Annotated in this window: 22 protein-coding genes; 5 read left to right on the forward strand and 17 right to left on the reverse strand. The window is 60.0% G+C overall.

Annotated features, from left to right (window positions below; translation table 11 throughout):
* Window positions 1–4: 4 nt before the first annotated feature.
* The 5 genes from moaA to AAAX77_RS06625 form a co-directional block, all read right to left on the reverse strand.
* On the reverse strand, window positions 5–1,060 hold the full coding sequence (gene moaA, locus AAAX77_RS06605; protein WP_349105406.1) for a GTP 3',8-cyclase MoaA: 1,056 nt from the start codon (window positions 1,058–1,060) through the stop codon (window positions 5–7).
* A 232-nt stretch (window positions 1,061–1,292) separates the two neighbouring features.
* Window positions 1,293–1,490, reverse strand: a complete 198-nt coding sequence (locus AAAX77_RS06610; protein ID WP_349105408.1) for a hypothetical protein — start codon at window positions 1,488–1,490, stop codon at window positions 1,293–1,295.
* Between the two features lie 24 nt (window positions 1,491–1,514).
* Window positions 1,515–2,330: a hypothetical protein gene (locus AAAX77_RS06615; protein ID WP_349105411.1), complete on the reverse strand. Its 816-nt coding sequence runs from the start codon at window positions 2,328–2,330 to the stop codon at window positions 1,515–1,517.
* A 215-nt stretch (window positions 2,331–2,545) separates the two neighbouring features.
* Window positions 2,546–4,444, reverse strand: a complete 1,899-nt coding sequence (locus AAAX77_RS06620) for an ABC transporter ATP-binding protein (RefSeq protein ID WP_349105413.1) — start codon at window positions 4,442–4,444, stop codon at window positions 2,546–2,548.
* Complete coding sequence (locus AAAX77_RS06625; protein WP_349105415.1) at window positions 4,437–6,266, reverse strand: ABC transporter ATP-binding protein; 1,830 nt, start codon at window positions 6,264–6,266, stop codon at window positions 4,437–4,439. The genes AAAX77_RS06620 and AAAX77_RS06625 overlap by 8 nt, the downstream gene beginning before the upstream one ends.
* Window positions 6,267–6,470: 204 nt before the next feature.
* On the opposite strand from AAAX77_RS06625, the gene AAAX77_RS06630 reads away from it, so the two are divergent.
* Window positions 6,471–7,871, forward strand: coding sequence for an MATE family efflux transporter (locus tag AAAX77_RS06630; RefSeq protein ID WP_349105437.1), 1,401 nt, complete (start codon window positions 6,471–6,473; stop codon window positions 7,869–7,871).
* A gap of 140 nt (window positions 7,872–8,011) precedes the next feature.
* On the opposite strand, the gene AAAX77_RS06635 is transcribed toward AAAX77_RS06630, so the two are convergent.
* From AAAX77_RS06635 to AAAX77_RS06680, 10 genes are all read right to left on the reverse strand, one after another.
* Window positions 8,012–8,140 (reverse strand): hypothetical protein, encoded by a 129-nt coding sequence (locus tag AAAX77_RS06635; RefSeq protein WP_006234727.1) that lies wholly within the window; start codon window positions 8,138–8,140, stop codon window positions 8,012–8,014.
* Window positions 8,141–8,264: 124 nt separating this feature from the next.
* Complete coding sequence (locus tag AAAX77_RS06640) at window positions 8,265–8,687, reverse strand: PIN domain-containing protein (protein ID WP_349105417.1); 423 nt, start codon at window positions 8,685–8,687, stop codon at window positions 8,265–8,267.
* The gene (locus AAAX77_RS06645; protein ID WP_195520921.1) at window positions 8,684–9,076 is read right to left on the reverse strand and encodes a type II toxin-antitoxin system Phd/YefM family antitoxin; all 393 of its coding nucleotides are present in this window, start codon (window positions 9,074–9,076) and stop codon (window positions 8,684–8,686) included. The genes AAAX77_RS06640 and AAAX77_RS06645 overlap by 4 nt, the downstream gene beginning before the upstream one ends.
* Before the next feature lie 273 nt (window positions 9,077–9,349).
* Window positions 9,350–11,578 carry an NAD-dependent DNA ligase LigA gene (gene ligA / locus AAAX77_RS06650; protein ID WP_349105420.1) on the reverse strand — a complete coding sequence of 743 codons (2,229 nt, stop codon included), beginning with the start codon at window positions 11,576–11,578 and terminating at the stop codon, window positions 9,350–9,352.
* 448 nt (window positions 11,579–12,026) lie between these two features.
* Window positions 12,027–13,493 (reverse strand): trypsin-like peptidase domain-containing protein, encoded by a 1,467-nt coding sequence (locus AAAX77_RS06655; RefSeq protein ID WP_349105422.1) that lies wholly within the window; start codon window positions 13,491–13,493, stop codon window positions 12,027–12,029.
* 206 nt (window positions 13,494–13,699) lie between these two features.
* Window positions 13,700–14,362 (reverse strand): response regulator transcription factor, encoded by a 663-nt coding sequence (locus AAAX77_RS06660; protein WP_006234733.1) that lies wholly within the window; start codon window positions 14,360–14,362, stop codon window positions 13,700–13,702.
* A 50-nt stretch (window positions 14,363–14,412) separates the two neighbouring features.
* Complete coding sequence (locus AAAX77_RS06665; RefSeq protein ID WP_349105424.1) at window positions 14,413–15,750, reverse strand: glutamine synthetase family protein; 1,338 nt, start codon at window positions 15,748–15,750, stop codon at window positions 14,413–14,415.
* A 134-nt stretch (window positions 15,751–15,884) separates the two neighbouring features.
* Complete coding sequence (locus AAAX77_RS06670; RefSeq protein ID WP_349105426.1) at window positions 15,885–16,256, reverse strand: HepT-like ribonuclease domain-containing protein; 372 nt, start codon at window positions 16,254–16,256, stop codon at window positions 15,885–15,887.
* Window positions 16,243–16,737, reverse strand: coding sequence for a type II toxin-antitoxin system RelB/DinJ family antitoxin (locus AAAX77_RS06675; RefSeq protein ID WP_349105427.1), 495 nt, complete (start codon window positions 16,735–16,737; stop codon window positions 16,243–16,245). The genes AAAX77_RS06670 and AAAX77_RS06675 overlap by 14 nt, the downstream gene beginning before the upstream one ends.
* 42 nt (window positions 16,738–16,779) lie before the next feature.
* The gene (locus tag AAAX77_RS06680) at window positions 16,780–17,802 is read right to left on the reverse strand and encodes a LacI family DNA-binding transcriptional regulator (RefSeq protein WP_349105430.1); all 1,023 of its coding nucleotides are present in this window, start codon (window positions 17,800–17,802) and stop codon (window positions 16,780–16,782) included.
* Between the two features lie 233 nt (window positions 17,803–18,035).
* Here AAAX77_RS06680 and AAAX77_RS06685 point away from each other — a divergent pair, with 233 nt between their 5' ends.
* Together AAAX77_RS06685 and eda are read left to right on the forward strand one after the other, a co-directional pair.
* Entirely contained in the window at window positions 18,036–19,070 is a 1,035-nt protein-coding gene (locus tag AAAX77_RS06685) for a sugar kinase (RefSeq protein WP_349105431.1), read from the forward strand.
* Window positions 19,071–19,323: 253 nt separating this feature from the next.
* Window positions 19,324–19,965: a bifunctional 4-hydroxy-2-oxoglutarate aldolase/2-dehydro-3-deoxy-phosphogluconate aldolase gene (gene eda / locus AAAX77_RS06690; protein WP_006234738.1), complete on the forward strand. Its 642-nt coding sequence runs from the start codon at window positions 19,324–19,326 to the stop codon at window positions 19,963–19,965.
* Between the two features lie 391 nt (window positions 19,966–20,356).
* Here the strand turns inward: eda and AAAX77_RS06695 are convergent, their stop codons facing one another.
* Window positions 20,357–21,049 (reverse strand): GntR family transcriptional regulator, encoded by a 693-nt coding sequence (locus tag AAAX77_RS06695; protein ID WP_195404028.1) that lies wholly within the window; start codon window positions 21,047–21,049, stop codon window positions 20,357–20,359.
* A gap of 487 nt (window positions 21,050–21,536) precedes the next feature.
* On the opposite strand from AAAX77_RS06695, the gene AAAX77_RS06700 reads away from it, so the two are divergent.
* Together AAAX77_RS06700 and AAAX77_RS06705 are read left to right on the forward strand one after the other, a co-directional pair.
* Window positions 21,537–22,217: a DUF6198 family protein gene (locus AAAX77_RS06700; RefSeq protein WP_055309694.1), complete on the forward strand. Its 681-nt coding sequence runs from the start codon at window positions 21,537–21,539 to the stop codon at window positions 22,215–22,217.
* Between the two features lie 93 nt (window positions 22,218–22,310).
* On the forward strand, window positions 22,311–23,402 hold the full coding sequence (locus tag AAAX77_RS06705; protein ID WP_349105434.1) for an ATP-binding protein: 1,092 nt from the start codon (window positions 22,311–22,313) through the stop codon (window positions 23,400–23,402).
* A 273-nt stretch (window positions 23,403–23,675) separates the two neighbouring features.
* On the opposite strand, the gene AAAX77_RS06710 is transcribed toward AAAX77_RS06705, so the two are convergent.
* Window positions 23,676–24,109 (reverse strand): IS3 family transposase (locus AAAX77_RS06710; RefSeq protein ID WP_349105435.1); only part of this gene is annotated, 434 nt, incomplete at its 5' end.

The raw sequence follows: 24,109 nt of genomic DNA on the forward strand, positions 1-24,109 counted from the left end.
ATGATCATCCTCCGATTTGGGACATAAATCGTTGCGTGCCCTCAATTATCGCGTGTTCCTGCGGTTTGTGGGCCACGGCATCGCGCCAAATCGAAAGTACCTGCATATCATCACCACGGCGCAGCGCCTCACGCACCGAATACTCGGCATCGCTGAACAGGCACGGACGCACGTTGCCATCGGCCGTCAGGCGCAGACGGTTGCAATTCGCGCAAAAATGGTTGGACATGGCGCTGATGAAGCCAACCGTTCCCGCCGCACCCGGAAAGTGCCAATAGCGCGCAGGGCCCGCGCCGGCGGGGGCATCGTTGACGTCGAGCGGCTCAAGCTCACCCAAGCCCGCCGCGGCTGCCCCGGCGTTGATACGCGCCCGCAGCTCACCGCTCGGAATGGTGTCGCTCGCATCCCACAGCTCGGGATTGAGTGTGGGCGCGTGAGGGTCTACGGCACAATGCGAGCTCGTGTGCTCGTCGCCGATGGGCATATATTCGATAAAGCGCAGGTGGATGGGGCGGTCGACGGTCAGTCGTGCGAGGGCCGCCACATCCTGGTTGAGCCGGCGCACTACAACGCAGTTGACCTTAACGGGCTCAAAGCCCCAAGCCAGCGCCGCGTCGATACCGGCCATGGTCTGCTCGAGTCGACCCAAGCGCGTGATCTTTCCAAAGAGCGTAGGGTCGAGCGTGTCGAGCGAGATGTTGACTCGGTTAAGCCCTGCGTCTTTGAGCTGCGGCGCCAGCCTGGGCAGCAGGGCGCCGTTGGTGGTGAGCGAGATGTCCTCGATCTGCGGGATCGCGCGAATGTCGCGAATAAGCGGGATGATACGGCGACTGACCAGCGGCTCACCACCCGTCAGGCGCACGCGGCGAATGCCCTCCCCCGCCACCAAGCGCACAAAGCGGGCGATTTCCTCGGCGCTGAGCAGCTCGTCGTGCGCGCGGGGCGCCACGCCATCGGCCGGCATGCAGTAAATGCAGCGGAAATTGCACTTGTCGGTAACGGCAATGCGCAGGTAGTTGATATCGCGGCCAAAACCGTCATGTTGCACGTGCCCGTCCACGCAGCCCTCCCCTCACGCGGCGTTTTATTCTTCGGAAAACATAATACCCCACGAGAGAATCATGCCGACACCCGTACGACAGGACAGGTCGCTTCGAGCAAAACGGACTTTCCAAGCCCATCCTCAGCACAGATCATCACAACATTCGATGCTTTTCCCGATTTTGGCAAAAAACGTCGAATGTTGTGATGGTTTGCCTGCCGCAGCGCCCCGTAGAAGGACCAAAGCGCCCCTAAAGGCCGCCGTTCCAGTGCCGAATCACGAATTCTCGCAGGTCGTTCTGCCGCTTCTGGAACGCTTCGCTTCGGTCGCACTTAAGGCCCATAGCGAGTGCGATGGCGTTCATCGCCCGGTGCAATTGCAGCTGATGGGCAAACTGAGTCCCGGTGAGGACGATCATCCTAAAGCCCAGCGCGCTCAGCACGGTCATACGCTCCGCATCCGACGCGCTGCGCTATTTATCAAGATGGTCCGAACCGTTGTATTCAATCCCCGTACCGCTCGCAGGCGCATATACGTCGATCTCAAAATACCCGGCCTTTGCGAGATACTTGAACTCGTTGGGAACATCGACCCGATGGTTGAGCTCGATCTTGGCGTATCCCAGCCCTCCCTGGGAACGTTTTGCTACGACCATGATTGCGGTGGCCGTCTCCATGGGCGACCGCGCGCCATCGTGCACGCGCTTGAGCACGGCGGCCGCGCGTATAGCCCCCTGACGAGATCGGTTCTCATTGCAATAGGCGATCAAGTCGGCAACGGTATACCTCTGCCCCATCTCGATATAATCGCCTGTCGACAGATGATTCAAATGGTATCGGGCGCAGATTTCGTAGCCATATTCCAGCTGCTCGGGCTCGCTCATCCACGAACCCGCTTGGACAAAGCACATGGCCTCATCAACCACCAGAAGGCCCTCTGCCGCCTCGATAAGATGGCCTGGAGGTATCGGCGCCCCAAACACGTGGCACCTAAATCCAGCCGGCATCGAGCGCTCAAAATCGAAGTTGACGAGCGTGTCGATATGATCGAGCTCTTCTCGTGGAATACCGAGCGAAACCAGATAGTCGGTAACGATCCCAACTGCCGTTGAAGCCCTCAGCCCCTTGGCATCGAGTCCCAATTTGGGCAGGGTCGCGGTCGGCTCCGCCTCGTTGGCAAGCGAGTCCTCATCGTATAGGCTGCTTGCTCGCGAGAGCGGCTCGGATGGGCGCGCCACGTTGTGGTACAGCCAGGCAGTCTTATGGGACAGGACGATCGGCAGGTCCATGAGCCCTCCAATGGAGTCGGATAACCAACCTTATTCCCCTGCCCACGGGTTCGCACACCTTCGTGCGCAAGAAAGCAATTCCACCCGGTCGAGTGGTAGAAAAACCATCACAACATTCGATGCTTTTCCCGATTTTGGCGGAAAACGTCGAATGTTGTGACGGTTTGAGGCGAGGTGAGGGGCACGGAGGGATCAAAGCATCGTGCTCGAACGGGTTAATCCAGCTCTTTTAAGCCATGCGCCAGCTGCCAGTACTCGCCGTGCTGGGCGAGCAGCTCTTCGTGCGTGCCGCGCTCGATGATGCGGCCGTGTTCGAGGACCATGATGGCGTCGGCGTCGCGGACAGTGGACAGGCGGTGCGCGATCATAAACGTGGTGCGACCGCGCATGATGCGGTCCATACCGCGCTCGATGAGCTTTTCGGTACGCGTGTCAATGGAGCTCGTGGCCTCGTCCAGGATGAGCACCGGCGGATCGGCGACGGCCACGCGCGCGATGGCGAGCAGCTGACGCTGACCCTGCGACAGGTTGGCGCCGTCGGCCGTGACCGGTGTATCGTAGCCCCGCGGCAGGCGGCGGATAAACGAGTCGGCGCAGGCGGCCTCGGCAGCGGCGCGCACCTCCTCGTCGGTCGCGTCGAGCTTGCCAAAGCGGATGTTCTGCGCAATGGTGCCGCTAAACAGGTGCGTGTCCTGCAGCACAATGCCGAGCGACCCGCGCAGGCTGGCCTTGGCAATGTGCTTGACGTCAATGCCGTCGTACGTAATCTCGCCGTCATCGACCTCGTAGAAGCGGTTGATGAGGTTGGTAATGGTCGTCTTTCCGGCGCCCGTCGAGCCCACAAAGGCGATCTTTTGCCCCGGCTTGGCAAACAGGTTGAGATCCGTGAGCACGCGGGTGCCTGGCACGTAAGAAAAGTCCACGGCATGGAAGCGCACGTCGCCGGCAAGCGGGACCAAGCCGCACGTGAGCTCGGTGCCGTCGGCGGCCACCGCGCGGCCCGACTCATCAACGGCTGCCACGTCATGCAGGTGCCCGTAGACGCCCACGCCCTGGCCCTCGGGAATTTTCCACGCCCACGCGGCATCGCCCGTCTGCACCAGCTCCACGCAGCCCTCGTCCACCTCGGGCTCAAGGTCCATAGCCGCAAACAGGCGCTCGGCACCGGCCAACGCGTTGAGCAAGAAGTTGCCGAGCTGCGTAAACTGGTTGATGGGCATGGCGGCCTGGCGCACAAAGACCAGGTAGCTTGCAAGCGCACCTACGTCGGCGAGCCCCTTGATGCAGAGCATGCCGCCCGCCACGGCGACGATGGCATAGTTGACGTAGCCAATCACGACGGTCATGGGCACCATGGAGTTGGCATAGCTCACGGCGGCGGTGCCGGTGCGGCGAAGCTCGTCGTTGCGGCAGGCAAAGCCGGCGACATTCGCCGCCTCACGGTTAAAGACCTTGATGACCTTTTGACCCGAGACCATCTCTTCGATATATCCGTCCAGGTCGCCAAGCGATGCCTGCTGGGCAGCAAAGAAACGCTTAGAGCGCGCGCCCGAGTAGCGCGCATACAGCACAATGGCCGCATCGCACACGAGTGTGATAATCGTGAGCTGCCAGTTAAGGATGATGAGCATAGCCGTGGTGCCCACAACCTGAATGGCGGCCTGAATCACGTTGGCAAAGCTGTTGTTAAGCGCCTCGGAGACGGTGTCGACGTCGTTGGTGAAAAAACTCATGATGTCGCCCGAGCGCGTGCTGTCAAAATAACTGAGCGGCAGCGTCTGGATGTGCGCGAACAGGTCGCGGCGAATATCGGACACCACGCGTTGGGCCGCGCGCACCATGATCTGCGAGTAGCCCAGGGCCGAAAGCACGCCCGCGGCGTAGATGATCGCCGTCAGGATGACCTGCTTGGCGAGCAGTTCCTCCCCGCCCGTAGCCAAGCCGTTAACGATGGGGCGCACCATGTAGGTGCCGGCGAGGCTCGCGATGGCGGCGACGGAGGCGAGCACGCCCACCGCGAGCAACGAGAACTTGGCATGCCCCATGTAGGAGAGCAGGCGGCGCACGGTGCGCTTGAGGTCGGCCGGGCGTGCTTGGGCTGCGGTCTTAGGCATGGCGCTCACCCCCTTCCAAGGGCGATCCTCCGGGGACGGAGGAAAACGGATCATTCGCGCAACCATCGTCGCTGCCGTCGCCGGCGTCCGCGTTCCCCGCAAACTCCATCTGCGAGGCGTAAATCTCCTGGTAGATGTTGTCGCCCGCCAGCAGCTCCTCGTGCGTGCCCACGCCGTGGACACGACCGTCGTCCAACACCACAATGCGATCGGCATCCATGACGCTCGCGATACGCTGGGCGATGATGAGCACGGTCGTATCGGAAATCCGAGCGATGTGCTCGCGAATCTTAGCGTCGGTCGCCATATCGACCGCGCTGGTGGAGTCATCAAAAATGAGCACGCGCGGATGCTTGAGCAGCGTGCGCGCGATGCACAGGCGTTGCTTCTGGCCACCCGAAACACCGGCGCCGCCTTGGCCCAACTCGCCGTCCAGCCCGCCGATGCGATCAAGAAACTCGTCCACGCACGCTGCGCGGCAAGCCGCGAGGAGCTCATCGTCCGACGCCTGCGGATTGCCCCACTGCAGGTTCTCGCGCACGGTACCCGTAAACAGCACATTCTTTTGCAGCACAATGCCCACAGCGTCGCGCAAGGCGGCGAGGTCGTAGTCGCGCACGTCGTGTCCGCCCACAAGCACGGCGCCTTCGGTGGCGTCGTACAGGCGCGCAATCAGCTGCACAAGCGAGCTCTTGCCCGAGCCCGTGCCGCCGAGGATGCCCACCGTCGAGCCGCTCTCGATGCGAAGGTCGATATGCTGGAGCACATCCTCGGCTGCATCCGCGCGGTATTTAAAGGAAACGTCGCGAAACTCGATACTGCCGTCCGCTGGCGCCGCAATCGCGAGGTCTCCCGCGGGGTTGGCGATAAAGGGCTCCTCATCGAGTACCTCGGCGATACGGCCCACACTCGTAAGAGCGCGCGTGAGCAGCAAAAACACGTTGGAAATCATCATGAGCGAATTCATGATCAGCAGCACGTAGCTCATAAAGCCCGTGAGCGAGCCCACGCCCAGCTTGCCGGCGAGAATCATGCGGCCGCCAATCCACAGGATGGAGAGCGCAGCCACGTACATCGACAGCTGAAACACCGGCAGGTTGAGCACCGCGCTGCCAAAGGTCTTTGTCGCAGTGCCGGCGAGCTCGGTATTGACGGTGTCGAACTTGGCCTCCTCGTGCTCGGTACGAACGTAGGCCTTGACGGCACGCACGGCGGTGAGGTCTTCCTGTACCACGCCGTTGAGGTGGTCCATCGAGGTCTGGAGTTGGCGGTAGAGCGGACTGACGCGATAGGTGATGGCGCCCAGTACGATTGCCAGCACGGGCAAGATGATCGCAAAGACGGTGGCGAGCGGGCGCGACAGCATCAGCGCGTAGATAAGGCCGACGATAAGCGTCACCGGGCCGCGCACCATAGGGCGAAAGCCGTTGCCCACAGCATTTTGGATAACGGTGATGTCCGTGGTCATGCGGGTGACGAGCGAGCTGGCGTCGTAGTTGTCCAGGTTGCCAAAAGCGAGCGTCTGAATCTTTTTGTACTCAGCCTCGCGCAGGTTAGCGCCTAGGCCCGAGGCAACGCGGGCGGACGTGTGTGCATAACCCAAGCCCAGTACCAGCGAAAGCGCAGCGCACACCAACATGTACGACCCCTGCAGCAGCATGTAGTTGATATCACCCGCAGGCACGCCCACATCGATGATGTTGGCCATGATGACCGGGATAAACAGCTCGAGCACCGTCTCGACCGACACAAAGAACACGCCGAGGATGGCATCGCGACGGTATGCCCCTAGATAGGAAAACAGTATTTTGAGATTGCGCACGCAGGTTCAACCCCCATCAAACGTTGTTCGCAAACGCACGTATTATTGCGCGCCGAATAATGGTGTCAAGTATTCCGAAATCGTTTTCTGCAAGGTTAGCGACGGCGGCGAGTTCTCGTGACGTGTGTCCATATTCACTCGGAATAATGGTGCGCGAGACTTTTTCGCTCCGGCGTCATCACAAACCTTGACTCTACAATCGTTATAGGGTTTTCACTACACTGGTACGTGAACAAACCCAGCCAGAAAGCCCCGCTCATGGAACACGACCTCACACGCGGCAATGTCCTTAAGACCATCGCGGTCTTTGCCCTGCCCTATATGCTCTCGTACTTTTTGCAGATGCTCTACGGCATGGCCGACCTGTACATGATGGGGCAGTTCAGCGGTGCCGCCGGCATCACCGCCGTGGCAAATGGCGCGCAGACGCTCTACATCATTACCGTGACGCTCGTGGGGCTGGCCATGGGAACGACGGTTATCGTCGGCCACGCTGTGGGCTCGCGCCGTTTCGATCGCGCCGAGACCGCCATCGGCAACACCATCACGCTCTTTATGGGCGTCTCGGTGGTACTGGCCGCCGTCCTGCTCGCACTGTGCCCGCAAATCGTGGCGCTCATTGGCACGCCGGCCGAGGCAGTCGAAGGCACCGCCGCCTACCTGCGCATTTGCTTTATCGGCATTCCGTTTATCGCCGCATACAACATCCTCTCGGCCATTTTTCGCGGCCTGGGCGATTCGCGCTCGCCCATGTACGTGATCGGCGTGGCATGCATCATCAACATCGCGCTCGATTTTCTGTTTATCGGCCACATGCGGCTCGGCCCCGTGGGCGCGGCGCTCGGCACGGTAACCGCGCAGACGGCCAGCGTTGCCCTCGCGCTCGTGTGGCTCAAGAGCCGCCGCACGAACATCCACGTTAAGCGCAGCGACCTGCGCCCCCAGCCCGAGGTGCTCGGCAGCATTCTTAAGATCGGCGTGCCCGTGGCCGTGCAGGACGGTTGCATCCAGGTGGCGTTTATGTTTATCACCGTCATCGCCAACCACCGAGGGCTCGTCGACGCCGCCGCCGTGGGCCTGGTCGAAAAGATGATCAGCTTTTTGTTCATTGTGCCGAGTTCCATGGGTGCCACCGTCAGCGCGCTCACGGCGCAAAACGCCGGCGCGGGCAAGGGCGACCGCGCATGTCAGGTGCTTAAAGACGCCATGACGATCTCGGTGGTGTACGGCTGCCTGATCACGGTGCTGATGTGGCTGGTGGCGCCAGCGTTTATCGGCTTTTTTGCCAAGGACGCCGCGGTGGTCGCTGCCGGCACCGGCTATATGCGCAGCTACATTTTCGATGCAATCTTTGCCGGCATCCACATTTGCTTTAGCGGCTTTTTCGCTGCATACGGCAAGAGCTACATCGGCTTTGCGCACAACGTGCTGGCCGTGGCGCTCATTCGCGTGCCGGGTGCGTGGCTGCTGTCGAACGCCTATTCCGATACGTTGTTTCCCATGGGTATCGCCTCGCCGTGCGGATCGATTTTGTCGGCGGTCATCTGTGTTGTCGCGTTTACCGTGCTCAACCGACGCGGGGCTTTTGACAAGTTGGCAGCGTAGCGGGGCGACGCGAAATCGCCCTCATCGACGATATCATCAGCGACGACCCCGCGACCTATGTGACGCAGATCACGGTGCCGGTTGCCCCAGCAAAGTAAGAACCGCCCGGAAAACGTTCGGCTGAAGGCAGAATCTTGACGTTATAGGCCATATTTTGCCTCAAGGTCATCGAGAGCCTCAAAGGCATCACGCGCCGTGCCAGCAGCACGCTCCCGCTCGGCCACAGCTATACGAGCCATCAGACGAGCCTTAGCCTGTTCCTGAACCATGAGGTCGTAGTCCTCGGATCGAAGTACAACAAATTTGCTATAGCCGTTTTTTGTAACAGTCACTGGACCAGGAGCCTCCCAACAAGCTCGCCAAACGCCGGGGACAATCCCCGATATGGCGGTTTTACTCCTCCGGAATCGGAAACGCACGGATGAACTCTGCAGGCGAGAAGGTCTTGATGGTCGAGCGCACAAAAGCGGCGCGGTCACGCGTGATGATAAAGTCCACGCCGGCACGCTCGGCCATCGCACGGATACAGCCGTCCTCAAAGTCCGGCTCATCGGAATAGGCGGAGGTAAAACAAGCTTCTTGGTCGAGAGGCTCTACCGAGTAGCTCTTAAGACAGTCGCGCACTACCTCGCGGGCGCGCGCCTCGCCTGTCTGTTTAGTGAGAATGTAGTACGCGTCCTTGAGAGAGCAGGCCGAAACAACGCCTTCGATAAGCCCCACGTCGACGAGCCCCTTGATCGTTCGCGCCGCCCCATGCTCCGGCCGGCCCGGAAGCACGCAATCGAGCAGAAAATTGGTATCGAGAAATGCTCTCATAGGTAGCGCTCCCTCGCGACGCGCTTTTCATCTTCAACCGTCATCGTATCGAGCGGCGTTCCTTTTGGCATTTTGGCTACGATATCGAGATACTCCTGGTAGTCCTCATTCTCCGCGAGCATCTCGCGAATCTCCTTCCAGGTAATCTTGGGATGCCACATCGTACCCACGTCGCGCTTGGGCTTGCCCGTGCCGCACGTCGGTTTTGCGCCCCCACGCTCCTGGGCAGCGTCATATTCCACCGTAACTGGACCTTCATAGTCGAGCGGCACGATCTTGAACAACGGCTTGCTCCGCTTGAAGACCACAACCTCCTCGCCCTCATTGGCAACCTTTTCGGCCACCTGCGTAAGGTTTTGGCGCAGTTCCGAAAACGCGACGGTAACCATAACTGCTCCTCTCAATATATATCTTCACTGCTAAGTATACACGTTAATGTTAATGTTAACGTGTATAAGAATCACCACAATGGGGGCGATCAACCATTACTGGCGCCTCTGCTTCGTATGAATCTCTTATCGCTCCGGAACGACACCGCTCCGCAGGGTCACCCTCGGCAACCTACATGACGCAGATCATGCTGCCCGCCACCACGCCCAAATAAAAACCTCCCGGAAAGTATCAACCTTTCCGGGAGGTTTTCTAATTTGATTATCGATGTCCTAAGCCTGGGGCACCTGACCAGTAGCCAAGATCCGCTCGAGTGCGTCCTCGTCCAGCACGGGTACGCCCAGCTGCTCGGCTTTGGTGAGCTTGGAGCCCGCTTTGGGGCCGGCGACTAGATAGCTCGTCTTCTTTGAAACACTGCCCGAAACCTTGGCGCCGAGCACCTTGAGCGCCGCGCCCGCCTCGTCGCGCGTGCGGTTGACGAGTGTACCAGTGAGCACGAAGGTCAAACCCGCAAGCGGCTGTGCGTCGGCGAGCTCGCCCGCCACGCCAGCGTCGGCTGCGGCTTGCGCGTGCGCGGCGCCCAGGTCGACCTCGAGCGACAGGCCCGCCTGACGCAGGCGCTCCAGCACGGCAAGGTTTTCGGGCACGGCCAGGAACTGCTTGACGCTCGCCGCGATCTTGGGACCGATGCCCTCGCACTCGGCGATGTCCTCTTCGCTCGCCAAGATAAGTTTGTCAATCGACAGGAATCGTTCGGCGATGACCTCGCCCACGCTCTTGCCCACGTGGCGGATGCCCAGGGCAAACAGCACGCGACCGAGCGGCTGACTCTTGGACTTGTTGAGCTCGGCGATGATTTTCTCGGCCGTCTTGAGGCCTACCGGAATGGGGTCGCCCTTCTTGACGCCCTTTTTGCTGTTGGAGCTGGCATAGGTGCGCCCCGTGTCCAAGCCGGCGATGTCGTCGACCGTGAGCTGGTAGAAGTCCGCGACATCGTGGATCAGCCCGGCGGCGATCATCTTGTCGACAATCTCGTCGCCTAGGCCGTCGACATCCATGCAGCCGCGACTCACCCAGTGGAGCAGGCGCTCCTTGAGCTGCGCGGGGCAGTCGATGGACACGCAGCGGTAGGCGACCTCGCCATCCTCGTGGACCACAGGGCTGCCGCACACGGGGCAGACCTCGGGCATGTGCCAGTCGACCGAATCGGCCGGGCGCTTATCGAGCACCGGGCCCACGACCTCGGGGATTACGTCGCCTGCCTTGTGCACGATGATGGTGTCGCCCTCGCGCACGTTTTTACGACGGATCTCGTCGATGTTGTGCAGCGTGGCGCGCGCGATGGTGGAGCCGGCGACCGTCACCGGGTCGAACTCGGCGACCGGCGTGAGCACACCGGTGCGGCCCACCTGGATGCGAATTTCGCGCAGGACGGTCTGCTTTTCCTCGGGCGGGAACTTAAAGGCAATGGCCCAGCGCGGCGCGCGGGCGGTAAAACCCAGGTCGAGCTGCTGTTGAAAGCTGTCAACCTTTACGACCACGCCGTCGATGTCGTAGTCCAGGTCACCGCGATGTTCGAGCGCCTGGGCGCAGAACTCGTGGACCTCGGCGGGCGTGGCGCAGCGTGCCACGTTGGGGTTGACGCTAAAGCCGGCGCTGCGCAGCCAGTCCAGAAACTCGCGCTGGCTGTGGACGTGCAGCGGGTCGGTATCGGCGATGGCATAGATAAAAGTAGCGAGATCGCGGCGCGCTGTGACCTTGGGGTCCTTTTGACGCAGGCTGCCGGCGGCGGCGTTGCGCGGGTTGGCGAAGGGGTCGCGGCCCTCGGCATCAGCCTCGTCGTTCAGACGAACAAAGCTGCCCTTGGGCATATAGACCTCTCCACGCACCTCGATGGTGCGCTCGCGGTCGGCACCCATGTGGACGAGCGCCGGCTCGGACAGGTGCATGGGCACATCCTTGATGGTACGAACGTTGAGCGACACGTCCTCGCCCGTGGTGCCGTCGCCGCGCGTGGCCGCGCGTACGAAGGTGCCGTTTTGGTAGGTAAGCGCCACGCCCAGACCGTCGATCTTAAGCTCGCAGGTATAGGTGACGCTGCCGGCACCGAGCGCATCCTCAGCGCGCTGGAGCCACGCGTCGAGTTCGTCCAGATCCATGGCATCGTCCATGGAATACATGCGTGCCATGTGCGTGACCGGCGTAAACTGCTCGCTCACGTAGCCGCCCACACGCTGGGTATAGCTGTCGGGCGTCACCAGGTCGGGATAGGCCGCCTCGATCTCCTGCAGCTCAACGAGCATTTTGTCAAAGGCAGCGTCCGTGATCTCGGGCGCATCGAGCATGTAGTAGCGATAGGCGTGATAGTCGAGCTCGTGGCGCAGCTCGGCCGCGCGCGCTGCCGCCTGGGCACGGGCATCGACCGGTGCAGCGGTATCCGTGCTCGCTAGCGTTTCGGTATCGATGTCCACACCGTCACCAAACAGGCTCGATTGCTCCATAGCGGCACTCCTTCGCTCGATTTCAAACGGATACAAGAGTACCACCGGTCGCAACGGGGTCGAATAGCGGTCTCAAACCGCACCGAATCGGCAGCCGCCAGACTGGGATGGACAGTTAGTTCAGATATGTATAAATCCTAGAGCTAAATCAGGCACGAACACCCCTGTTTCGACGAATTTGGGCTCCTCGAGACCATGTAAACGTCCCGCTCGCCCTCCCAAGCACCCATTCAAACCCCATCCCAATCAAAAACTGCTCAAAACGCATCCCAAGCTGCCCCAGATTTATACGTATCTGAACTAACTGTCCAGACCATTCCGAACCAGGCCTCTTGTCAGCCCCAAGTGATCCGTTTTCCTCCGTCCCCAACGGATCAATAAGAAAAGAGGGGCTGTCCCACACTTGGCGGGACAGCCCCTCTGGCTTCGGCATATGCGAAACGGCTCGCTAGAACCCCTGACCGTAGCCTTGACCCTGGCCCTGGCCCTGCTGGCCTAACAGCTCCTCCAGGTACTGGCGCAGCTGCTCGTCGGTAATACCGCCGTTGCCGGTGTCGGTCGAACTGTCGTCCTGCTGCTGGTTCTGCAGCTCCTCATCGGAGCCCAGCTCAACCGTGACCTTCTTCTCTTCCTTGCCGCGCATAAGCGTGATCTCGACCTTCTCGCCCACCTCGTGGCTGCGCAGTGCGATGATCAGGCCATCGGCGCTCGTGATCTCGTCGTCGCCCAGCTTGGTGATAACGTCACCCTCCTGAATGCCAGCCTTGGCGGCGGGACCGTCCTCGACGACGCTCGCCACATACGCGCCGCTATCGGCGCTCAGCTTGTTGGTGCGGGCGTTGAGCGCATTGACGCTCGAAAGCGTAGCGCCCATGTACGGATGCACCGGCGTCTTGCCGTCGATAATCTGGTCGGCAATGTTCTTGGCGTAGTTAACCGGAATGGCAAAGCCCACGCCCGAGCTAGAACCCGAGTAGCTCTCGATGAGCGAATTAATACCCACAAGTTCGCCATTGTCGTTGACGAGCGCGCCGCCGGAGTTGCCCGGGTTGATGGCGGCATCGGTCTGGATCATGTTGGCATAGATGGTGTTACCGCTGGTAGAGCTCATGGCCGTGGAGCGATACAGCGCCGACACAATGCCCGTGGAGACAGACTGCTCGTTGCCGAACGGCGAGCCGATCGCCATAACCCACTCGCCCACGTTGAGCTTGGAGGAGTCGCCGATCTCGATCGGGGTGAGCTTGGAGGCATCGGCGTCCTTGAGCTTGATGACGGCCAGGTCGCTCGAAGCATCGTTGCCCACGAACTCGGCCTCATAGGTGGTGCCGTCGTCCATGGTAACCACGTACTGGTCATAGCCATCGACCACATGGTTGTTGGTGAGGATGTGGCCCTCGGTATCGAGCACTACGCCCGAACCGACGCTGCCCGAACTATCAGACTCATCAGCAGACTGCGAAAGCGAGCCATTCTGGCTGCCGCTCGAAGTGGCGGTAATGGAAACCACGGAGGGCAGGGCCTTGGCAGAAACAGCCTCGGCCAGCGTGGTGTCCTCGGAGTCGATCGTAATCTTTTGCGTCGATGAACCCGAAGCGCCCGCCGTCACGGCATTCTTTCCGCCACCGATATCGAGCGTGCCGCTCATAATGAGCGCAATGACCAGCAGGGCGCCGCAGGCGCAGCCGGCGAGCGCTGTAATGAAAATCGGCAGCTTTTTGGTCTTGGTCTTGACCACCGTGTGCTTGTTTACGACCTGTTGGCCGCCCAGCGGCTTGCCGGTCTGCGTGTCGTAGGCCTGCACGTAGGGAATGTTGCCGTCGGCAGGCGTCGACTCAACCTGTACGCGCGGTTGCTGCTGAGTCTCGCCGACGTGGCCCACATCCTGGGGACGCTGGGAATCGTTCTCGCTCATGGCTGCGATCCTTTCGTCAAATAACCAAAGGCCCGCCAAACATGTGGCGGGCCATCATTGTTCACGTTGAGTTGTACCCCAATATGCGGGCGTACGTGTATGAGAACGCAATCTTTTAGGAAGGCTTAAGTTCTGCTGCAGACCCAAAAGGACCCGGCCTGCGTCAAAACCACCACGAAGGTGCCTGTCCCCTTTGTGGTGGAAATCTAGTCCTTAAACAGATAACCCACGCCACGGACGGTGGTGATATGTGCTGCGATCTGCGGGCCCACCTTGGAACGGATGCGTCGAATGTGCACGTCGACGGTGCGCGTGCCGCCGCAGTACTCAAAGCCCCACACGCGGTGCAGCAGCACCTCGCGGCTGTAGGCGCGGTTGGGATGCGTCGCCAAAAAGCTCAGCAGCGAGTACTCCATCAGCGTCAGGTCGATAGGCTCGTTATCGAGCGTCACCTGGTAGGTAGCCAGGTTAATCTCGAGGTTATCGATGTTGAGCACATCGTCGGCGGTGACGGTCTCCTCCTCGCCCATCAGGCGCTGCGCACGAGCCTTGAGTTCGTTGGGCGTCGCCGTGGGGCATACAAAGTCGGCATGCGCATGATTGGGCAGACGCAGGGTGCCAAGGGCCTCGTCGTCGACGATCACCAGCATGGGGACGCCGCCACGATCGTCAAGCCACTTGGCAATCTGATCGATGCGGTCACTGCGGATGCCATCGGAATCGAGAATCAGCAGGTCAAAGTCGTGCGCCGCAGTCGGCGAATCGGGGGTGGCCAGGCTCACCTCGACACCCAGGGTGGTCGTCAAGCTGCGGGCAAACTCGTGGAAGCGCGTCGTGCGCGCCATGAACAGGGCACTCTTTTCGGACATATCGGCCTCCAAAAAAATGAGCTCAATCGTACTGGAACAAGCCAGCGCGATTAGGAGTTCGCCAGGTAGTGCTTGATCTCCCACTCGGTGATCGTAGACTCAAACTTATGCCACTCGTCGCGCTTCTTTTTGAGGAAGAAGCTGTGGATATGCTCGCCGAGGGCATCCTTCATAAACTGCGAGTCCTCAAACACGTCGAGCGCCTCTTTGAGCGAACGCGGCAGCGGCGTGTAGCCGGCCTCGACCATCTGGCGGTCGGTAAGCTTGAGCGTCTCGGCCGTTGCCTCGGGCGGGAGCTCCAGCTTGCGCTCGATGCCGTCCAGACCAGCCGCCAGCGTGACGGCGTTGACCAGATACGGGTTGGCCATGGGATCGGGACTGCGCAGCTCGATGCGCGTGGACAGCTGCTTGCCGGGCTTGTAGACCGGGATGCGGACCATACTCGCGCGGTTGCGCAAGCCCCACGTGGCGTACTGCGGCACGGAGTCGCCACCCGTGATGATGCGCTTGTACGAGTTGACCGTGGGGTTGGTGATGGCGCTGATCTCGCGCGCGTGCGCCAGAATGCCGGCCATGTAGCGCTTGGCGATATCGGAGAGGTGGTACTTCTCGTCGTCCTCGCCCCAAAAGACGTTGTTGCCGTCGTGGTCGAATAGCGACTGGCACAGGAACATAGCGCTGCCGTCCTCGCCCGCCAACGGCTTGGGCATAAAGGAGGCGTGGCAACCGCTCTCGTAGGCCTGCTGCTTAATGATGAGCTTGGCCGTGGTGATGGCGTCGGACATGCTCAGGGCCTCGGCGTGGCGCAGGCTCATGCCGTGCTGTGAGCGGCCGGCGGCGTGGAAGGTGTACTCCACGGGCACGGACATCTTCTCGAGCGTGAGGACTGTGTTGCGACGCAGGTCGCGAGCGGCATCGCTCACCGAAAGATCGAAGTAGCCCACGTTGTCGAGCGGCTCGGGGGTGTGCTCGTCGGGGAAATAGTAATACTCCAGCTCGGCGCCCACGTTGAGCAGATAGCCGGCCTTTTCGGCCTTGTAGAACATGCGGCGCAGGGCATCGCGCGGGTCGCCGGCGAAGGGCTTGCGGTCGGGGGTACACACGTCGCAGAACACGCGGGCGACGCCGTTGTGGCTCGGGCGCCACGGCAAAATCTGGAAGGTCGAAGCATCGGGAAACGCCAGCATGTCGGCTTCCTCGGGCGTGGCAAAGCCCTCGATGGCGGAGCCGTCAAAGCCAATACCCTCCTCAAAAGCGACCTCGAGGTCCTCGGGGCTAATGGCAAAGTTCTTGAGGCGGCCGAGAATGTCGACAAACCACAGACGCACAAAGCGGATGTCACGCTGCTCTACGGAGCGGAGTACGTAATCGATGTTCTGCTGGTTCATGTCGCTCCCCTTTCTTTCGGGCGGGTTTCGACTGGTCTATATCGCAGATACTATCGCAGAAAAATGTTTCCGCAGGGTTAAAGCGTATCAAGCGCTCAAAAAACGTGCGCGAACAGGCAGTTGCGAACGAGCGGCTAGCGTTCAGATTCGGAGACAATTTGTCTACAGGCTCGTTCCAGCGTAGGGAACTCCATCGTCACTGCATCCCAAACAACCGAGCGGTCGACATTGCCGTAATCATGCGCAAGATAATTTCTCATGCCGACAATTCCACGCCACTCAATTTCGGGATGAAGCCGCTGCGAGCGTTCTGACAACTTGCCAGCTTCTTCCGTCACCCTAAGCGCACACATCAAAAGGGAGTCCGCCAACGCCCTCGTCCGCACGTCATTCGCATGCAGAAACTGGTCCTCGGTGATATCAAAAGCCTTGATGCGCTCGTTCGTTTCGGAGATGGCCTCCAAAACCTCTTGGGCGCGAAGGCTGTCTGACTTACGCGCGATCATAGAGGATCACTCCTTCGCGCTCGATTACCACGGCAAGATCATCATCAAGATAGTCACTCGAGACGAGGTCAACCTGCTTCCCGGTTTCTTTGCGCACCGCCTCGCCAAACGCCGACAGCGCAAAAAGACCAAAGCCCTGCTCGCGATCGACTTCGAGACGCAAGTCAATATCACTATCGGCATGCGCCTCGCCACGGGCATACGAACCAAAAAGAATCACGGTTTTGATGGCGGGAATCGAGATGGCCGCCTCGCGGACGGCGGACTCAATCTGGGCAGTATCCAAAATGCCCGTCGCGGCGCTTTCGCTCGCAGAGCTTTTACCAAGTGAAGGAACAAACGGCAGAGAGCGCTCGCGCAGCATCTGCCTCATAAACATATTGACCGCAACAGACGAAGTCATGCCAAGCTCTTCGCACAGTTCGGCAAATGAGTCTTTAATTGACGAGTCCACTCGCACACTCAGCACAGACGCAGCCATGGATACCTCCTGTATGACATTGTCTATATATTATCACACAGGCTAGCGCGAGGTCGAAGCGCGGTGTTCGATGTGGCCGGGAATCTCGATGCGCTTGGGGGCGAGCTTTGCGGCCTCGCCCACGGTGGTGGTAACGACGTCGATGCGCTCGGAAAGGCGCTTGACCACGCGCTCGGCAATGGTAAGGGTGTCCTGCGCGGCCGTTGTCACACCGCCAAAGAGCACGTGGTTCCAGGGGTAGTCGTCAAACGTCGCGATTTTGAGCCCCGCCGGCAGCGAGGGACCAAGCTGCGCCAGCGCCTCGGTCAGACGCAGGAAAACCAGGCCGTTGACGGCAATGAGGCCGAGCCTTTTGCCCGCGTAGTCGCGGATGGTCTTGTCCAAACGACCGACGCCCGTGGCGCCACCGTCGGCCAGGGTGACGACCTCGCCCGCAAGGCCGCGGCGCGAAAGCTCGTCGGCAAAGGCCTCGGCGCGCTCTCGACGCACGGGGCTATCGTCGCTTGCCTCGGTGAGCAGGCACAGACGCTCGCTGCCCGCAGCTGCCAAGGCGTCTACCAAGCCGGCGACCAGCTCACGGTTGTTAGATGTCACCAGGTCAACACCGCCGTCGGCAACGTCGCGGTCGAGCAGCACGACGGGCAGACGTCCCGCTGCCGCGGCGATCGCCTCGTCATTGCCTCCGCAGGTGTTGACGACCAGGCCGTCCACGCCGGCATCGATAAGTCTGGTGAGCGACTCCGCTTCCTTAGCGGGGTCGTTGCCGCTAATGGCCGTCATGAGCGAGCAGCCGCGCGCCGCGGCGCTGGCGGAAAGGCCCTCGAGCATGGCGCTCGAGAACGGGTTGGCGATGTCAGCCAGAATCACACCGATGAGGTTCGTACGCGAGCTGCGCAGATTGCGCGCGGCGGCACGTGGGCGATAGCCGGTGCGCTCGATAACTGCCGCGATGCGAGCACGGGTCTCCTCGGTCATTTGCCCGGGGCGGTTGTTGAGATAGCGCGAGACCGTGGCCGGACTCACGCCTGCCTCGGCGGCAATGTCCTTGATTCTCATCTGCGCCATAGCGCACCCCGTTTCCCCATTGTCGGCAGTCTGAGCCATTTTAGGCATTTTTTAAAAATCTCGGTTGCAAAACGCTGTAGGTGAGTATACTACAACTCGAAACGAAACCGATTTCGTAAACCGATTTCGGCGAGCGTTGGCACGCAGGTGCAAAGACGCACCCTACCGTCTTGGCACCTGCGTGCCAACGCCATATCAAAGGTGTACGCACGAGTAAAAGGAGCTGCGCGACCATGGGTAAAACGGTTCTTACCTTCGGCGAGATCATGATGAGACTCTCACCCAAAGACCACCTGCGTATTGAGCAGGCAACCGAGTTTGACGTCCGCTACGGCGGCGCCGAGGCCAACACTGCGCTTTCCCTGGCCTACCAGGGCGACAAGGCCGCTTACGTCTCCGTTGTCCCGGCCAACCGTCTGGGCGAGTGCGCCCTGCGTTCGCTGAAGGCCTACGGCGTCGACACCACGCGCGTCGTGCGCCAGGGCGACCGTCTTGGCTCCTATGTGTTTGAGGTCGGCGCCTCGCAGCGCGGTAACGGTTGCGTCTACGACCGCAAGTACTCTGCCATCAACATGGCCAAGCGCGACGTCTTTAACTGGGACGAGATCCTCAAGGGCATCGATGTCTTCTATTTCTCCGGCGTGACCCCCGCCGTCTCCGATGAGATGGCTGCCGCCTGCAAGGATGCCCTCACCGCCTGCCGCGCCAAGGGCATCACGACCGTGTGCGACGTGAACTATCGCGGCAAGATGTGGTCGCCCGAGAAGTCGCAGGCCACCATGAAGGAGCTCCTGCCGCTCGTCGACATCTGCATCGCCAACGACGAGGACGCACCCGCCGGCCTCGGCATGACCTGCGTCTCCGGCTCCCTTGCCCACGGCATCGAGGAGCGCGACACCTACGTCGAGATGGCCCGTCAGATTTGCGCCGAGTACGGCTGCAAGAAGGTCGCTTCGGTCGTCCGCAACATCTCCTGCGTCGAGCGCTCCATCTGGATGGGCATGCTCTATGACGCCGAGAGCGGCGAGCACTGGTTCTCCCCTGCTCACGATGTGCACGTGCTTGAGGGTGTTGCCGCCGGCGACGCTTTCAACGCCGGCCTCGTCCATGCCCTCATCAACGACTTTGACCCGCAGGACGCTGTCAACTACGCGATTGCGGCTTCGATCCTCAAGCTCACCATCAAGGGCGACTCCAACTTGGTGACCGCAGACGAGATTGCAGCCGTAGCATCAGCCGCCGACGGTGGCACCCGCGTCGCGCGCTAGTCCGTCTCCATTCCGCGGGCCGCAGCTTTCCAATCCCATACCCCTGCGGCCCGCTCCCCGATTCCTCCGGCCGGGCAAAACCACCAGTCCCATTCCGGTTTTGCCTGGCATTCCCTACATGACTGGTCGAGCAGCCGGTTTTGGAATTGCTTGAACCCCAAGCGGTGCCTCCGATAACCAATCCAAAATCGGCTCCTGACCAGCACATTTGGTAATCACGCGCCCATGCGCGCCACACATCGAAAGGAACATCATGTTCGATCAGTTCTACACCACGCTTGAGTCCCTGGGCATCGTGCCGGTCGTTGTGCTCGACAAGGTCGAGGACGCCGCCCCGCTCGCCCACGCTCTTATGGCAGCTGGCATGAAGTCCGCCGAGGTCACCTTCCGCACCGCCTGCGCCGCCGAGTGCATCGCCGCTATGGCCGAGGCCGAGCCCGAGATGTGCGTTGGCGCCGGCACTGTCCTGACCGTCGAGCAGGTTGAGCAGGCCCGCGCCGCCGGTGCCAAGTTCATCGTCTCCCCGGGTTACAACGAGGACGTCGTGAAGCATTGCATCGACATCGAGCTGCCCGTCCTTCCCGGCACCGTGACCCCCTCCGAGGTCACCGCAGCCGAGAACCTGGGCCTCAAGGTCACCAAGTTCTTCCCCGCGTCCCAGTATGGCGGCCTGAACACCATCAAGGCCCTCGCCGCTCCGTTTGTCGGTCACCGCTTTATGCCTACCGGCGGCGTGAGCACCGCCAACGTCGAGGAGTACCTGAGCTCCTCCGCCATCATCGCCTGCGGTGGCACCTGGATGGTCAAGCCGGCCCTGTTTGCCGACGGCGACTTCTCCAAGGTCGAGCAGATCGCCCGCGAGGCCATGGACGTCGTCAAGAAGGTCCGCGGCTAGGTTTAGCTCTCTATCGTGAAAGGGGGCGTGCCCTAGACCTCGCCCCCTTTCTTTTAAAGCGGCTCGGAAGCGCGCCGTTTCCGTCACGAACAAGAACCAAAACCGTCTTGTATGCTGATAGAACGTGACGGAAGCGACACGCCCCCGAGCCGCTTTGTATAATCGGCTGGCAGTCGCGCTCAACTGAGCCACTTCGGTAAAAGCCGAGCCATCAAAACAGCTGCGGCGCCGCTTGGAGGAATGGACCTTTGCTTCCGGTCTTTTCCTCCAAGCGGCACCGCATCTTTGTGCCCCGGTCACACCCCAACGCAGTTGCGGTGAAATAGGGACTGTTTGCGCCACCTAGGCCGCAAAACAGTCCCTATTTCACCGCAACTTATATGGGGATTGATTAGATGAACGAGTCTTTGGACAGCTCAAAATAGTCGGGATGCAAGGCGATAACCGGGCCCTGCTCCTCGGGCATCAGGTGCAGGTGTGTCTCTGCCAGATAGCTCGCCGCGTCGGTATCGCCCCTCTTAATGGCCTCGAGAATCCGGCGATGCTGCCGACGAATCGGCTCCCAATCCAAATCCTGCGACACCATACGCAACCAGTTATATCGCTCAAAATGCGTGTTGATGCTCTTCATCCAATCCCACAACATGTGACGACCGGCAATCTCAAAACATGTCTCATGGAACAGGTTATCCAGGTCAAAGAAACGGCGCGTTTCGCCATGGTCGAGCGACTCGGACTCGGTAAGAATCTGCTCAAGCCGCTGCTTTTGCTCGGGCGAGGCGGCCGAACAGCATTTAATAAGCACGCTTCTCTCGAGCTTCTCGCGCAAAAAGCAGGCGTTTTCGGCGCGTTCCATGCTGATCTTAGAGACGTAGGTGCCGCTTTTGGGACGCGTTTCCACCAGCTCCTGCTCGCGCAGGCGCACAAAGGATTCGCGAATGGGCGTGCGCCCGATTCCCGTCTCCTTTTCCAGACCAATCGCCGAAAGGCGCGTGCCGGGCTTGAGCTCGGCATAGATGATCTTAGAGCGCAATGCGTTGTATGCCTGGTCTTGCAGGCTCTGATAATGCTGGTGTTGTTCCATAAAGCCCTCGGATAAGTCCTCGGTTAGTCGAATACCACCATGCAATACTATCGCATCCCCCGCCCCCTCATAAGTTGCGGTGGAATAGTTCCTGTTCAAGGCCTTCAGCAGCAAAAACAGGAACTATTCCACCGCAACTACAGCCAACGAGTTGTTGCGATTAGGTGAACGTTCACCTTTTTATTGTTTTTCTCTTCGCAAATAAAATCCCGTGCGTATACTTAGGCTCAAACGAAACCGATTTCGTTGAGCGTGGGCAATAGGATGCTAAGACACACCCTACCATCTTGGCATCTTATCGCCCACGCAATGCCATTTGCTTTCTTCCCGTCTCGTTGGACCTTTAGTCCCATTCCGGCACAGCGAGACACTTCCTAGACGACTGACCGTGGGGCCGGCTTTTCTGCTTTTGCAGCAGTGCCTCCGATAACCCTCTTTTGCCGGCCCGGGTCAGCTTTTTCACACAACCGAAAGGACGGGTAGCAACATGCGACCGCTCATCATCATGCATGGCGAGAACATCGACTGGTGCCATACCGTCATCAGAATGCTGATGTATCTGGTGGGCGTTGCAGTACTGGCACTCGGTATGAGTCTCCAGACGGCATCCGGCCTGGGCGTCGCCGCGCTCACGTGCTTTGCCACAACCCTATCCATGCTCACTGGCAAGACGCTCGGCTTTTGGATCACCGCAACCTACGTCGCCTATATCGTGGCGCAATTAGCCATCTTGCGAAGCGAGTTCCAGCCGCGCATCCTGCTCGAGTTGTTCTTCTCAACGCTGATTGGCGGCTTGACCGACCTCTTCATGGCGGTCAACCCACTGCATCCCACGGCACTCCCCACACAGATTGCGACCATGCTGCTCTCCCTCGCTGTCACCGCATTTGGCGTAAGTCTCGTCGTCAACATGGGCGTTGTCCCCAACGCGCCCGACGGCTTGGTGCAAGTCATTGCCGAAAAGCTTAAACGCCGCTTTGGTGACGTAAAAGTCGTGTTTGACTGCTCACATGTCGCCGCCTCGCTCGCGTTGTCGCTGATCTTTATGTACAACCTGGGCGGCTTTGGCGTCACGACCGCCATCTCGGCACTGTTCCTGGGCCATGTCATCAACGTCGCCAACAAGCTGTTCGCCCAGCGCTTTATCCGCGCGGCATTCGGAAAATAGCACCACCGTAAGAACCCGCGAACAGCGCTATACGTTGCTATATCTCACCATACTTTGCTATATCTTGCTATATCTTGAGCAAAGGTGGCTCACATGCAAACAAACCCTTTTAAGCCCACAGCAGGTAAAACACCTCCCACGATTATCGGCCGCGAAGATGTACTTGAAGAATTCAGTGAGGGCCTCGTCAACGGGCCTGGTGCCCCGGGGCGCCTAATGCGCATAGCCGGCGTCCGTGGAACGGGCAAGACGGTCCTCCTTGACGAGTGCTCACGTTTGGCGCAAAGCCGTGGCTGGACGGTCATAAAAGAGGTCGCAACCGAGGGACTTTGCCAGCGCATTCTCGAACAGCTGCAGCCCAAATTCCAGGCCAAACACGCCAGATTTGAGCCCACCGTAGCTGGCATATCCATCGGCAGCATAGACATTGAGCGAATCGGCCCATCGCTACGCGACGCTTTGAGACAGACAATATCCAAGAATGGAAACGGCCTGCTCATCACTCTCGACGAGGTTCAGGACGCAGAGCTCGATGAGGTCCGAACGCTCTCCATTGCGATTCAGCAGGTTATCGGCGAAGACCTTGATATCGCCTTTGTTTTTGCGGGTCTGCCTTCGATGATTGAAAGCATCATCAACGGAAAGACACTTGCGTTTTTGCGCCGCGCCCTCCCCTTTGACCTGAAGGCTGTGGCAGTAACCGAAGTGTTGTATTCCCTCGAGGAAACCATTGAAGCGTCTGGCGTGGAGTTGCAGCCAGGTATTGCCGGCCAACTTGCCGAGGCAACGCAAGGTTATCCTTTCATGATCCAACTCGTTGGATACTACGCATGGCAGTTGGCAAGACGCGCACATACACCGATTATTGGAGAAGAAGAAGCCGAGCGCGGCATTGCAACGGCACGCGAACGCTTCTGCGCCATGGTGATTGAGCCCGCGCTGCGGCGCATTCCGCCCACGTGCATCGCTTATCTGCTGAGCATGGCGTCTTTGGGGCAGACGAGCTCGACCAGCATGGTTGCCGATGCCCTAAACAAAACACCTCAACAGGTGAGCTCCGTCCGCAGCCGCCTGTTAAGAGAATCGATTATCGAGGCCCCCTCGTACGGCAAGGTCTCATTTGCCATCCCCTACATGCGCAATTACCTCTACGAACACAAAGCCGAACTGGAAGTTGAACTGTAGAAGCGGTAACTGCCCTGCAAGACGAAAACCGTTTTCGTGCGGATTTATAGCAGACACAAACGGTTTACGTCTTGATTTGCGTCCGGAATAAGGATGGAAATTGCGCTTTCGTACGCTTATTACCAGACGCAAATTGTTTTCGTCCGGCCATGCGTCCCCAATCTAGACGAAAAGAGCCCCGAGCTCGTATTGAACTGCATCCCAATTCTTGGACGGGCGCCGATGCCCTGATTTGGAGTGGGAAGGATAAACTGGACTTTCTTTTAAGGATCCTCAAGCGTATTGCCGCTCGTATTCCACTGGAGACATGTAGCCCAGGGTGGAATGCATGCGCACCCTATTGTAATAGAGCTCTATGTACTTGAAGATGTCCTGCTTGGCCTCGTCCCTCGTCCCATAGCTCCTCTCTTCCACCAATTCCCTTTTCAGCGTCTTGAAGAACGACTCGGCCACCGCGTTGTCCAGCGGCGTGCCGGGCCTTGATACCGACTGGACTATGCCATGCGAGTCCAGACACCGCTGGAAGGAACGGGAGGTGTACTGCGCGCCCCGATCGTCATGGAAGACGAGGCTGCCGTCATCTGGCGGACCCTCCCTGCCGACCGCCTGCTCCATCGCGTCGATCGCGACCTTCTCGGTGATGCGCTCGGACATCGACCAGCCCACGACCTTGCGGGAGAAGGCGTCTATCACGGCTGCGAGATAGA

Source organism: Collinsella sp. CLA-ER-H6, assembly GCF_040092305.1.
GTDB lineage: Bacteria > Actinomycetota > Coriobacteriia > Coriobacteriales > Coriobacteriaceae > Collinsella.